Here is a 12,119-nt window from a genome sequence, read left to right as displayed (position 1 = left end):
GCACATGTACACCGTACAAGGAAAATCCGACCGCAACCACTTGCTGACGCAGCATGCGCCGCTGGTGAAGAAGCTGGCGCACCTGATGCGCGCCAAGCTGCCGCCCAGCGTCGAGGTCGACGACCTGATCCAGGCCGGCATGATCGGCCTGCTGGATGCGATCAGCCGCTATGAGGAAACCCACGGCGCGCAGTTCGAGACCTATGCGGTGCAGCGCATACGCGGCGCGATGCTGGATGAACTGCGCAGCAGCGACTGGATGCCGCGCAACATGCGCCAGAACATGCGCAAGATCGAGGTCGCGATGACCGAGATGCAGCAGAAGCTGGGCCGCCCGCCCACCGAGAGCGAAGTGGCGGGGCGGCTCAAGATGTCGCTGGCGGAATACCAGGACATGCTGGCCGACGCCGGCGGCCACCAGCTGGTGTACTACGAAGACTTCCAGGATGGCGAAGCCGGCGAACACTTTCTGGACCGCTACTGCACCGACAGCTCGGCCGATCCGCTGCAGGCGCTGATGAACACGGGCTTTCGCAGCGCCGTCATCGAGGCCATCGAGGCCCTGCCCGAGCGCGAGAAGATCCTGATGGGCCTGTACTACGAGCAGGAAATGAATCTGAAGGAAATCGGCGCCATCATGGGCGTCTCCGAATCGCGGGTCTGCCAGCTGCACAGCCAGGCCGTCGCGCGCATGCGCGCCAGACTCCGGGAGCAGGCATGGACTGGGGTAGCCTAGCCGGCCTGCTGCTGGCCGTAGGCGGCATCGCCGCCGGCCAGATGCTCGAAGGCGGCCAGGCCCGCTCGCTGCTGCAGCCGGCGGCCTTCCTGATCGTGGTGGTGGGCACGCTGGGCGCGGTGCTGATGCAGTCGGGCCTGCGCAATTTCATCGCCGCCCTGCGCATGGCGCGCCATGCCTTCCTGCCGGCGGATGACGACCATGCCAGGCTGTCGCGCTCCTTCGTCTTCTGGAGCAACAGCGCGCGCCGGGAAGGCCTGCTGAGCCTGGAGCGCTATTGCGAGCGCGAGCCCGATCCCTTCATCCGGAAAGGCTTGCGCATGATTGTCGATGGCACCGACGGCGACCGGCTGCGGCTGGTGCTGGAGCAGGACATCAATATCTACGAGCGGCGTGAGCGGGGCGTGGTGAAGGTGTGGGAATCGGCCGGCGGCTATGCGCCCACGGTCGGCATCCTGGGCGCGGTGCTGGGCCTGATCCAGGTAATGGAGAACCTGGGCGACCCGAGCAAGCTTGGCGCCGGCATCGCGGTCGCCTTTGTGGCCACCGTGTACGGCGTAGGCCTGGCCAACCTGCTGTTCCTGCCGCTTGCCGGCAAGCTCAAGGCGCGAGTGCAGAATGAAGTGGGGCGGCGCGAGATGCTGGTGGAAGTGATGGCGGGCCTGGCCGCCGGCGAGAACCCGCGCCTGATCGAGGACCGCATGGCGGCCTGGGCCGCCTGAACCGGCCATGGCGCGCAAACGCTACGAGGAGGAGCCGGAGAGCCAGGAGCGCTGGCTGGTGTCCTATGCCGACTTCATCACGCTGCTGTTCGCCTTCTTCGTGGTGATGTATGCGGTGTCCTCGGTCAATGACGGCAAGGTCAAGGTGGCATCCAATGCCCTGACCACCGCCTTCGGTCGCCTGCCGGCCACCACGCCGCCGGTACGTGACAGGCTGGCGCCGGAATTGCCGCTGCTGCCGCGCCAGTCCCTCTACCGCAGCCGCCTGAACGACAATGCGATCCGGCGCGAGAAGGAGCAGCTGACCACCATCGCGCGCGACCTGCTGACCGCGCTGGCGCCTCTGGCCAGCCAGGGCAAGGTGAAAGTCACCCAGGGCGCGCGCGGCATCACGGTGGAAATCAATGCCAGCGTGCTGTTCGCGCCGGGCGATGCGAAGTTGTCAGCGCAGTCGAACGAGGCGCTGGCCGCGGTGGCGCAGGTGCTGAAGGACGACCTGCATGCGATCCAGGTGGAAGGCCACACCGACAATGTGCCGATCCGCAATGCGCTGTATCCCTCGAACTGGGAACTGTCCTCGGTGCGCGCCTCCAGCGTGGTGCGGCTGTTCATCGACAACGGCGTGGCACCGGTGCGCTTGACCGCCATCGGCCACGGCGCGAACCGTCCGGTGGAGTCCAACGACACGCCGGAAGGCCGGCTGCGCAACCGGCGGGTGCAGTTGATGATCATGTCGAATCTGCCGGATGTGCAGCGGGAGGTGGAGATTGGGGCGGGGGTACGGTGAGCAATACACCCAGCTCTTTATGCGGCCTGCATGCCAAAACAGTTTCAGCAGGATGCATGTCAAGTTGCTAAATTGTGCATGCCGACCAATTCTGCCATCAGGTTTGACCATCCCTCCTTATCGACCCTGGCGTCACCCGATGGTGTGAAAGTATCTGAGTCATAGGGGGGCACAAGCATAATAGACGGCCTGCTGTGAGAAGCTTGGCTAGCCAGCCATTCTTTAGCGGCAGCATATGCCGCGCGCCAGTGAGACTGCTTATCGAAGTGAACTTCAAGCACTATCGTTTCCTTGTTCTGCCCATAGGCATTCAGGATGCTTTTATAGTTCTCTTTTGCGAGTTCGGCATTGTTCTTCTCTGCGCGCATTTTTCTTATCCACCCGCTCGGAGGGCAGGCATTGAGCCCGGTGCGCGGAAATGCATCTGCTACACGGTGAGTCTTTGGCGTCACAATTCGTATATCCGCCATTACTTTAAACGGCGCAATTTTAGCGATGGACAAACCTTTAGGAACCGTGGTCATGCCATTAAACGTCTTGCGCATATCCGGGCTGTAAACACTGTCGACATCGTGTTTGTCTGATGCGCCCTTGGGCTTATTGCCGTAAAAGGCTTGGGGTTGAATGCGTTTGGTATGGACCCGGTGATGCAATTTGTCCAGAAGCTCTGTAATTTGCAAGTTGGTGTGGACTGGTTGTGGATTGTTTTCGGCGTTCTCCAACTTTTCCGGCATGTTCGGTTTAAAATTTGCAGGAAATGCCTCCTTAGCATGTCGCTCTAGCCAAGGGCGAATATACCTTTGTATAGCGTGATGTATTTCTTCGCACATGGCGTTTTTTTCCGCAGGAAGGAGCCACAAACTTTCGCGAATGTATTGTGTTGGCTCCCTCGGACCCAAATGAAGCACCATAGCGCCGTTAACCTCAATTTCATGCAGCCTAAGAGGAGCTGATCCTCGCCTCGCAAGGCTATTGAGCTGGCGCAGCTTTTTTTCTATATCCTCCGCTTTTTCTTTTGGTGTTTTTTCAACATCTTTGCCTTCGTCGAAACTTTCCAAGTTAATTACCTTCTTTTTGATTGGTCGCTTGATCCTGATATTTTGGGCTTGGTCTTCCCTAAGTTCTTTTTCTTCCCTAAGTTCTTTTTCCTCCCTAAGTTCTTTTTCCTCCCTAAGTTCTTTTTCCTCCCTAAGTTTCTTATCTTTCAGCTTTTGTTCTGTATCGGATCGTGGCCTGATTGAGAATTCCAAATCATCCTCTAAATCACTTTCATTTTCGTTGGTAACGTAAGTACTTTTTTCTTCCTTAATCCATGACATGATCTTTATTACTTCTCTTTCTTGGAGATCAGGCATTTTTTTCTTGTCTAATTCTTTTTTTTCCACGATCCTTAATGGTGGAATCAGCATGATTCTCTTTGTTTCGCCGGAAGCGGTACAAAAGGCATATGCTGCAGCATAGGCAGCACGCCATTCTTCCTCCCTATCGTCGTATACTTCAAGGACGATGGTATTAGCGTCTCCAGCTTTTTCAAGCTCATTTTTGTAGTACGGAATCCGATCGTGAAAGTCAGGGATTAAAGGGGTATCTTCTGTGGCAGAAAGTAGGTATTGATCCGAATGAAGATTCTTGTTGCCGGTATCCCGGTTGATTTCCCTGTCTTTGATGATCTTTGCTCTGGCAATTATCTGGGATGGTTTTGCATAGGCAATAGACACTCCATATGGCAAAAGGATGTCATTCTCGACGGTATTTTCCTTGGCTGACATCAACTGAGCGGCTTGAGAAGAGTGAGCTGACTCCTGATGCGGTACGCTCTCACTACTCTCGTATGAAGAGGTTAATTCCCGCTGTTCAACCCGATTGTGCAACTGCATGAGTAGGGATTGTCGTTTGCCGGGCGAAAGTGTTGCTTGGGCAAGCCGTGGACGTATATAAGTTTCAATAGCATCATGCGCATCTTGCCTTCGCTGCTTATTGTCATAGAACACATTGCCGAGCATTTCTTTGATGTACTCAAAGGTGCTTATCTCATATAGACATTTTGCACCTGGCAAACTTTTGGATGTTCTTTCCCTGACGGGCCTCTTGGCATTCGCAATAAACTCGGTGATTTCGTCATCGGTCGGCTCGGCAACTTCACGCTTCAATTCGGAATCGTCTGGATCACTGGCTGCAGTTGATCTTGGCTGGAAATACAGTTTGCCTATATGGGACATAAAGCCTCCTTTCAATGCGCTGCGTTTGACGGTGTATGCGCCACATTGCTAGTCGTGGGGCATTGGGCGCCGGCTCTGTCACTGCATCGAACTTAGACGTTCCTCGCCATGGCATGCTGAATCGATTACCTCATTCAGCCAGTATTGATGCTTCCTTCAGGCTTTACTAGCCGCGGAGCAGACAGGAACGTTGCAAAGGATATGATTTCATGAACCGGAAACAGACTTCCATATTATGAAAAGTGCTCGCCGCATGGCACCAGATTTTGATTTCACCAACAGGAATATCATTCCGCATCGCAAAATAAGAGAAATAAAGTTATGATTATAAAGAAAATTATTTATGTCATATGTCTTATATAAGACCTTGTTGCCCTGCAAAATAAAGCCTACTATTTATCCCATGCCGGAACGTTTTCAAGCGCTTCCGGACCGATCCGAATCACTCACATCAACACAGGAGAAATCACCATGGCAACCCGTCAAGAGCAGATCCAGGCACTGGAAAAAGATTGGGCAGAGAATGCGCGCTGGGAAGGCGTGAAGCGTCCTTACACCGCTGAAGACGTGGTTCGCCTGCGTGGCTCGATGCAGATCGAGCACACCATCGCCAAGCGCGGCGCGGAGAAACTCTGGAACCTGCTCAAGACCGAGCCCTTCGTCAATACCCTGGGCGCGCTGACCGGCAACCAGGCAATGCAGCAAGTGAAGGCTGGCCTGAAGGCGATCTACCTGTCCGGCTGGCAAGTCGCCGGCGACGCCAACCTGGCCGGCGAGATGTATCCTGACCAGTCGCTGTACCCGGTCAACTCGGTGCCGATGGTGGTCAAGCGCATCAACAACACCTTCCAGCGCGCCGACCAGATCCAGTGGTCCGAGGGCAAGGATGACATCGACTTCTTTGCGCCCATCGTGGCCGATGCGGAAGCCGGCTTCGGCGGCGTGCTCAATGCCTTCGAACTGATGAAGTCCATGATCGAAGCCGGCGCCGCAGGCGTGCACTTCGAAGACCAGCTGGCTTCGGTGAAGAAGTGCGGCCACATGGGCGGCAAGGTGCTGGTGCCGACCCGCGAAGCCTGCGAAAAGCTGGCGGCAGCCCGCCTGGCGGCCGACGTGTCCGGCACGCCGACCCTGGTGATCGCCCGTACCGACGCGGAAGCGGCCGACCTGCTGACCTCGGACGTGGACGATATCGACAAGCCGTTCTGCACCGGCGAGCGCACCGTGGAAGGCTTCTACCGCGTGCGTCCCGGCATCGAGCAGGCGATTTCCCGTGCCCTGGCTTATTCCGAGTATGCCGACCTGGTGTGGTGCGAGACCGGCAAGCCGGACCTGGCCTTCGCCAAGCAGTTCGCCGAAGCCGTGCATGCCAAGTTCCCGAACAAGATGCTGGCCTATAACTGCTCGCCGTCGTTCAACTGGAAGAAGAACCTGGACGACGCCACCATTGCCAAGTTCCAGCGCGAACTCGGCGCAATGGGCTACAAGTTCCAGTTCATCACGCTGGCCGGCTTCCATTCGCTGAACTACTCGATGTTCAACCTGGCCTACGGCTACGCCCGCAACAACATGAGCGCCTTCGTGGAACTGCAGGAAGCCGAATTCGCCGCCGCCGAGCGTGGCTTCACCGCAGTGAAGCACCAGCGCGAAGTCGGTACCGGCTACTTCGACGCGGTCACCCAGACCATTCAGCAAGGCCAGTCGTCCACGACCGCGCTGCATGGCTCGACCGAAGATGAGCAATTCTTCGATGCCAGCAAGAAGGTTGCCTGATACACGCTGAAAAGTTCGTAATCGTTTGACCACAAAAGGCCGCGAAAAGCGGCCTTTTGTATTTCCTGTGGACAATTTTGCAGGAGTGCGTGTTACCATCTGGAACTTATGCGGCCAGGAAACTGTTCAGGCCGCATGAAACTTGCGCGACTGTTTCTGCGACCCGGGCTTCTGGCCAGCGAACCTGCGCGTTGCCGGCTTTACCCGTATGGCGTTTGCCTGCGAGAGCCTGATCATCCATCGCAAGTCTCCAGGCATGCAAAAACTGCAGTTCTTGAAAGGCAATCTCCTCTCCGTGCTGATCTGGCCGGCCCTGTGCATGCTGCTGGGCAGCCTGTTGTGGGGCGCGACCCTGGTCCGGCTCAATACCGACCGCCAGTTGGCGCAGGAAAATGCATTGAAGAGCGTGGCGTCCCTGTCTGGCGCTTATGCGCAGTACCTGACCCGCACCATCGAACAGATGGACCAGATCGCGATGCAGGTGCAGTACGACTGGAACCATACCGGCGGCGCGCTTGACCTGAAGGACTTCCGCCGGCAGGGCTTGCTGATCGCGCCGCAGTTAATCACCGTCACCATCCTGGACAAGGAGGGCATGCCGGTCACGTCCACGGTGAACCTGAATGCCCGCCCGTCGGGCGCCTCGCGCGAATATTTCATCTATCACCGCAACAACGACTCCCTGGGCGCGCGCGTGGGCATGCCGCTGATCTGGCCGGCGACGGGTACCGCCATCCTGCCATTCACGCGCCGGCTCAATGCGCCGGACGGCAGCTTCGCCGGCGTGGTTGCGGTGTCGATCGGCTCCGGCTATTTTTCCGAGTTCTATGATGACGTCAGCCTGGGCAACGACGGCTTGCTGGCCATGGTCGACGTCGAGGGCGTGGTGCGTACCGCGCGCCTTGGCGATGTGATCCACACGTCCGCCTCGCCGGTCCTGCACCACAGCACCACCTTCAGCAGCACCGAAGGCGCAATGCGCATGGAAGGCCGGCCCGCCTTCGCCGACGGCCAGGCGCGCTATGTCGGCTGGCGCAAGCTGCAGGGTTATCCCTTCATGGCCATGGTGGGCATTTCCGAAAATGAAGCCCTGGCGGGCTACCATGCCACGCGGGCGGCGTATCGCGACTATGCAATGGGCGGCAGCGTCGCGCTGCTGTTCTTCGGGCTGGTGGCCAGCATCATGGCGGCGCGCCTGGCCTGGCGCAAGCAGCAGATGGAGGCGGTGCGCGCCACCTACCGGGTCGCCACGGAAGGCGCCAATGAAGGCTTCTACATGCTGCGCCCGATGCGTTCGGGCGAACGGGTGACCGACTTTGAAGTGGTGGACTGCAACGAGCGCGGCGCTTCCTTCTATGGCATGGAGCGCAGGCAGCTGCTGGGCCAGCGCTTTTCCAGCCTCAATCCGCCGGCGACGCTGGCCTCGGTGCTGTCGACCTATGTCGCCGCCCTGGCGTCGGGCTTCTACGAGGACGAGGCGGAAATCATGCCGGGCGGCTCGCTGCGGCTGGCCTGGGCGCACCGACGCCTGGTGCGCTCCGGCCAGGATCTGGCAGTCACGCTGCGTGACATCAGCGACAGCAAGCGGCATGAGCAGCAGTTGATCCGCATGGCCAGGGAAGATGCGCTGACCGGCCTGCCCAATCGCCAGTGGCTTAATGAGGAACTGGCCGGCGCACTGGAGAGAACGCGCCGCCAGGGCGGCATGCTGGCGCTGCTGTTCATTGATCTGGACCGCTTCAAGCATGTCAACGACACCGCCGGGCATCAGGTCGGCGACGACCTGCTCAGGGCAGTGGCGCGCCGCATGCAGTCGGTGTTGCGGCCGGGCGACCAGGCGGTACGGCTGGGTGGCGACGAATTCACGGTGATGATGGAGCGCCTCACTTCAGAGCAGGACGCCAGCCATGCCGCCGAGCGCATCTGCGCGGTGCTGTCCGAGCCCTTCGCGCTGGCCGGCGCCCACTACTGCATCGGCGCCTCGGTCGGCATCAGCATCTTCCCGCGCGACGGCGACGCCCTGGATGCGGAAAAGATGCTCAACAATGCCGATATCGCGATGTATGCGGCCAAGGCGCAGGGCAGGGGCGGCCATCATGTGTTCGAGCCGCAGCTCTATGACCGGCTGCGCCAGCGCATCGACATCGAGCAGGCACTGGGCAGCGCCATTGCCAATGATGAATTCCAGCTGTACTTCCAGCCGCGGGTGCGCACCCGGGATGGCGTACTGGTGGGCCTGGAGGCGCTGCTGCGCTGGAACCATCCGGAGCGCGGCCTGTTGTCGCCGGGGGACTTCATTCCGCTGATCGAGAGCGCCGGCCTGCTGCAGGCGCTGGGCGACATGGTGATCAACAAGGCGGCCGCGCAGATTGCACAATGGCAGCGGCGCAATCTGCCGCTGGCGCCGGTGGCGGTCAATGTGTCGGCGCGCCAGTTCAACCAGGGCGACGTGGACCAGCAACTGGCGGCCGCGGTCAAGGCGCATGACATCAGTGCCGGCTGGCTGGAAATCGAGATCACCGACGTGGCTGCGCTGGCCGACAGCGCCAGCGTGAAAGCGCAGCTGCAGGCGCTGGGGACGATGGGCGTGCGCCTGCATATCGATGATTTCGGCGTCGGGCCTTCCTCGCTGGCGCAGTTGCAGCAGCTGCCGGTGCAGGTCCTGAAGATTCACCCGCGTTTCACGTCGCGCCTGGGCGTCGCTCCGGCCGGAGCGGCCTTCTTCAATGCAATGATCACCATGGCGCATGCGCTGAAACTGGTGGTGGTGGCCGAAGGCGTGGAGTCGCCATCGCAGCGGGCGCTGTTGCGGCAGCTAGGCTGCGACGAGATGCAGGGCTACCTGATCGCGCCGGCGCTGCCGGCCAGCCAGGTGGCGGCGCTGCTGCGGGAACCCGCCATGGTCAACGAAGCGCTGGCATAGCCCCACTCCCGCAGCCGGCCGGATTCGGCCGATCTGCCTTGCTACAATCGGCGCATGACCATTTCCCACTCCCTGCAACTGCGGCTGCTGCTTGACGGCGTGATCGCGCTGGGCCCCGGCAAGGCGGACCTGCTGCGCGGCATCGAGGAAAGCGGCTCGATCTCGGCGGCGGCCCGTGCGATGAACATGTCCTACCGGCGCGCCTGGCTGCTGGTGGAAGACGTCAACCGCTGTTTCCGCCTGCCGCTGGTGGAGACCAGCACCGGCGGCGCCCGCGGCGGCGGTGCCCGCCTGACCGAGAATGGCCGGGCGGTGCTGGCCCGCTACACCGCGATGGAGGCCGCCGCGCATGATGCCGTCCAGGCCGACATGGCCTATCTGTCGTCGCTGCTGGCACCCGCCCTGCAGCGCTGACGCCTGTTCATGCTGATTCGCAAGACAAGCGCTGCGGTTTTCGTTATATTCCTTCGGATATTACGAAGGCCCTTCATGCTCCTCTCCTTTTCCCGCCGCGCCTTGCTGTTGCTTGCCGTTCTGCTTGCGCCAGCGGCTTCGGCGCAGCAGCCGCCGCCGTTGCGCATTGCCGCCGCGGCCGATCTGGCCACCTGCATCGACAGGCTCAATGCGGCGTCCGGCACCGGCGCCAGCGCCACCATAGGCGCCTCCGGCAGCTTTTATGCGCAGATCAAAAATGGCGCGCCGTACGACGTGTTCCTCTCCGCCGATACCGCTTACCCGCGCGCGCTGGCCGATGCCGGCCTGGCCGATCCGGCCTCGCTGTTCGTCTACGCCCACGGCCGGCTGGCGCTGTGGGCTGCCACGCCGGGCGTTCAGGTGGACAAGGGCCTTCGCCTGCTGGCCGATCCGGCGATCCGCCGCATCGCGATCGCCAATCCCGAGGTGGCGCCCTATGGCAAGGCCGCCAGGGCCGCGCTGCAGCGGGCCGGACTGTGGGAGCAGGTCAGGGCCAAGCTGGTGTTCGGCGAGAACATCGCGCAGGCCATGCAGTTCGTTGAAAGCGGCAATGCGCAGGTCGGGCTGGTCAGCAGCGCCCATCTGGCGGGCAGGCAGGCGAGCTGGCTGCTGCCTGCCGACGCGTATCCGCCGATCGAGCAGGGTGCGATCCTGACCCGGCGCGGCAGCGCCAATCCACAGGCCATGGCTTACCTGCGCTTCCTGCGCTCGGACCAGGGCCGCGCGCAGCTGGCCGACTGCGGCTTCACCCTGCCGGCGGGCCGGGAGTGATGCTGACGCTGCCCTGGAACCTTCCGGCCGAACTGTGGATGTCGCTGGGCCTGACGCTCAGGCTGGCGCTGGTGTCGACCGCATTGCTGATGCTGATGGCGCTGCCGCTGGGCGCCTGGCTGGCGTCGGCCCGCAGCCGTCTTGCGCTGGCCATCGAAATCCTGATTGCGATGCCGCTGGTGCTGCCGCCCACCGTGATCGGCTTCTATCTGCTGGTGCTGCTGTCGCCGCGCCATGCCTTTGGCCACTGGTGGCAGGAAGTGTTCGGCCAGCCGCTGCCGTTTTCCTTTGCCGGGCTGGTGATCGGCTCCTGCGTCTACAGTCTGCCGTTTGCAGTGCAGCCGGTGGCGGCGGCGTTTCGCATGCAGCGGCCGGAAGTGCTGCAGGCTGCCTACAGCCTGGGCATGTCGCGGCGCCAGGCCTTCCTGCATATCGCATTGCCGCTGGCGCGCTCGGGCGTGGCGGCCGGCAGCCTGCTGGCATTCGCCCACACCATCGGCGAATTCGGCGTGGTGCTGATGTTGGGCGGGAATATCCCGGGCGTGACCCGGGTGGCATCGATTGCCCTGTATGACCAGGCCCAGGTGCTCAACTATGCCCATGCCCATGGTTTCGCGCTATTGCTGCTGGCAATGTCCTTCCTGCTGCTGCTCTGCACGACCCTGGCCCAGAAGCGCCAGGAGCGGCGCCGGCTGGCGCCTGTGGCCATCAAATAGGGATACGGGGGGCCGCTTGTTAAAATGGCCGCCACTTCGTCCATTTCTTCATTTGATCCAGGCTTTCCTATGCTTAGTTACCGCCACGCATTCCACGCGGGCAATCATGCCGACGTGCTGAAGCACTTCGTCACCATCCAGTTGCTGAAGTATCTGGGGCAGAAGGATGCGCCCTACATGTATATCGACACCCACGCCGGCGCCGGCATGTACGCGCTCGACAGCGGCGAAGCCACCAAGAATGCCGAGTTCGATACCGGCATTACCCGGCTCTGGGGCCGCAAGGACCTGCCGGCGCCGCTGGCCGAGTATGTCGACCTGATCCGCGCGATGAACCCCAGCGGCAAGCTGCGCTTCTATCCCGGCTCGCCCTACTGCGCCGAGAAGGTGATGCGGGAACAGGACCGGCTGCGGCTGTTCGAACTGCATCCGCGCGACGTGAAGATGCTGGCGGAGAATTTCCGCAAGCTCGAAGCGCATGAGGCGGCGCAGGGCAGGCCGGCGGCGGCGCGCGGCAAGCGGGTGATGATTTCCCATGCGGACGGCTTCGCCGGCCTGAAGTCGCTGCTGCCGCCGCCGTCGCGTCGCGGCCTGGTGCTGATCGATCCGCCGTACGAGGTCAAGGATGATTACCGGCGGGTCAAGCAGACGCTGGAGGATGCGCTGGGCCGCTTCGCCACCGGCATCTACGCGGTCTGGTACCCGGCGCTGCAGCGCATGGAGTCGCGCCAGATGCCCGAAAAGCTCAAGCGGATTCCGGCGAATGGCTGGCTCAACGTCACCCTGTCGATCAGCGCGCCGGTGCCGGATGGCTTTGGCCTGGCCAGCAGCGGCATGTTCATTCTGAATCCGCCGTGGACGCTGGAGCCGATGCTGCGCGAAGTCATGCCCTGGCTGGTCAAGGCGCTGGGCAGCGACGCGGGCGCCAGCTTCGTGCTGGAATCGGGCCAGACGCTGCCGGTCAATACCGGGACCCGGCGCACGGGCTAAGGAGCGGC

11 protein-coding genes are annotated in these 12,119 nt (G+C 61.3%); 9 read left to right on the top strand and 2 right to left on the bottom strand.

Annotated features, from left to right (window positions below):
- Nucleotides 1-4: 4 nt before the first annotated feature.
- The 3 genes from KTQ42_RS08630 to motD are packed head-to-tail and all read left to right on the top strand — an operon-like array spanning nucleotide 5 to nucleotide 2,245.
- Nucleotides 5-736 carry an RNA polymerase sigma factor FliA gene (locus KTQ42_RS08630; RefSeq protein WP_217345143.1) on the top strand — a complete coding sequence of 244 codons (732 nt, stop codon included), beginning with the start codon at nucleotides 5-7 and terminating at the stop codon, nucleotides 734-736.
- Complete coding sequence (locus KTQ42_RS08625; RefSeq protein ID WP_217345142.1) at nucleotides 718-1,458, top strand: flagellar motor protein; 741 nt, start codon at nucleotides 718-720, stop codon at nucleotides 1,456-1,458. Before KTQ42_RS08630 ends, KTQ42_RS08625 begins: the two co-directional genes overlap by 19 nt.
- Nucleotides 1,459-1,465: 7 nt before the next feature.
- A complete protein-coding gene (motD, locus tag KTQ42_RS08620; RefSeq protein WP_217345141.1) occupies nucleotides 1,466-2,245 on the top strand; it encodes a flagellar motor protein MotD in 780 nt (259 codons plus the stop codon).
- Between the two features lie 59 nt (nucleotides 2,246-2,304).
- On the opposite strand, the gene KTQ42_RS08615 is transcribed toward motD, so the two are convergent.
- Nucleotides 2,305-4,464, bottom strand: a complete 2,160-nt coding sequence (locus tag KTQ42_RS08615; protein WP_217345140.1) for a hypothetical protein — start codon at nucleotides 4,462-4,464, stop codon at nucleotides 2,305-2,307.
- 471 nt (nucleotides 4,465-4,935) lie between these two features.
- Here KTQ42_RS08615 and aceA point away from each other — a divergent pair, with 471 nt between their 5' ends.
- Nucleotides 4,936-6,237, top strand: a complete 1,302-nt coding sequence (aceA, locus tag KTQ42_RS08610) for an isocitrate lyase (protein ID WP_217345139.1) — start codon at nucleotides 4,936-4,938, stop codon at nucleotides 6,235-6,237.
- Between the two features lie 106 nt (nucleotides 6,238-6,343).
- On the opposite strand, the gene KTQ42_RS24240 is transcribed toward aceA, so the two are convergent.
- Entirely contained in the window at nucleotides 6,344-6,478 is a 135-nt protein-coding gene (locus KTQ42_RS24240) for a hypothetical protein (protein ID WP_283093265.1), read from the bottom strand.
- Nucleotides 6,479-6,511: 33 nt separating this feature from the next.
- Here KTQ42_RS24240 and KTQ42_RS08605 point away from each other — a divergent pair, with 33 nt between their 5' ends.
- The 5 genes from KTQ42_RS08605 (at nucleotide 6,512) to rlmJ (ending at nucleotide 12,111) form a co-directional block, all read left to right on the top strand.
- Nucleotides 6,512-9,160 (top strand): EAL domain-containing protein, encoded by a 2,649-nt coding sequence (locus KTQ42_RS08605; RefSeq protein WP_217345138.1) that lies wholly within the window; start codon nucleotides 6,512-6,514, stop codon nucleotides 9,158-9,160.
- 54 nt (nucleotides 9,161-9,214) lie between these two features.
- A complete protein-coding gene (locus KTQ42_RS08600) occupies nucleotides 9,215-9,574 on the top strand; it encodes a LysR family transcriptional regulator (protein WP_217345137.1) in 360 nt (119 codons plus the stop codon).
- Nucleotides 9,575-9,649: 75 nt separating this feature from the next.
- The gene (modA, locus tag KTQ42_RS08595) at nucleotides 9,650-10,405 is read left to right on the top strand and encodes a molybdate ABC transporter substrate-binding protein (protein WP_217345136.1); all 756 of its coding nucleotides are present in this window, start codon (nucleotides 9,650-9,652) and stop codon (nucleotides 10,403-10,405) included.
- Nucleotides 10,405-11,121: a molybdate ABC transporter permease subunit gene (modB, locus tag KTQ42_RS08590; protein ID WP_217345135.1), complete on the top strand. Its 717-nt coding sequence runs from the start codon at nucleotides 10,405-10,407 to the stop codon at nucleotides 11,119-11,121. Before modA ends, modB begins: the two co-directional genes overlap by 1 nt.
- A 69-nt stretch (nucleotides 11,122-11,190) precedes the next feature.
- Nucleotides 11,191-12,111, top strand: a complete 921-nt coding sequence (rlmJ, locus tag KTQ42_RS08585) for a 23S rRNA (adenine(2030)-N(6))-methyltransferase RlmJ (protein ID WP_217345134.1) — start codon at nucleotides 11,191-11,193, stop codon at nucleotides 12,109-12,111.
- Nucleotides 12,112-12,119: the final 8 nt, after the last annotated feature.

This window comes from Noviherbaspirillum sp. L7-7A, assembly GCF_019052805.1.
Classification (GTDB): domain Bacteria; phylum Pseudomonadota; class Gammaproteobacteria; order Burkholderiales; family Burkholderiaceae_D; genus Noviherbaspirillum_A.
Note: the sequence above shows the minus strand (reverse complement) of the source record. Positions and strands in the feature narration are given on the sequence as shown.

Bases quoted from the DNA above. Each gene is read 5' to 3' on its own strand.
- modA (WP_217345136.1), top strand. From the start codon at position 9,650: ATGCTCCTCTCCTTTTCCCGCCGCGCCTTGCTGTTGCTTGCCGTTCTG.
- KTQ42_RS08615 (WP_217345140.1), bottom strand. From the start codon at position 4,464: ATGTCCCATATAGGCAAACTGTATTTCCAGCCAAGATCAACTGCAGCC.
- modB (WP_217345135.1), top strand. From the start codon at position 10,405: ATGCTGACGCTGCCCTGGAACCTTCCGGCCGAACTGTGGATGTCGCTG.
- KTQ42_RS08625 (WP_217345142.1), top strand. From the start codon at position 718: ATGGACTGGGGTAGCCTAGCCGGCCTGCTGCTGGCCGTAGGCGGCATC.
- aceA (WP_217345139.1), top strand. From the start codon at position 4,936: ATGGCAACCCGTCAAGAGCAGATCCAGGCACTGGAAAAAGATTGGGCA.
- KTQ42_RS08600 (WP_217345137.1), top strand. From the start codon at position 9,215: ATGACCATTTCCCACTCCCTGCAACTGCGGCTGCTGCTTGACGGCGTG.
- KTQ42_RS24240 (WP_283093265.1), bottom strand. From the start codon at position 6,478: ATGGATGATCAGGCTCTCGCAGGCAAACGCCATACGGGTAAAGCCGGC.
- motD (WP_217345141.1), top strand. From the start codon at position 1,466: ATGGCGCGCAAACGCTACGAGGAGGAGCCGGAGAGCCAGGAGCGCTGG.
- KTQ42_RS08630 (WP_217345143.1), top strand. From the start codon at position 5: ATGTACACCGTACAAGGAAAATCCGACCGCAACCACTTGCTGACGCAG.
- rlmJ (WP_217345134.1), top strand. From the start codon at position 11,191: ATGCTTAGTTACCGCCACGCATTCCACGCGGGCAATCATGCCGACGTG.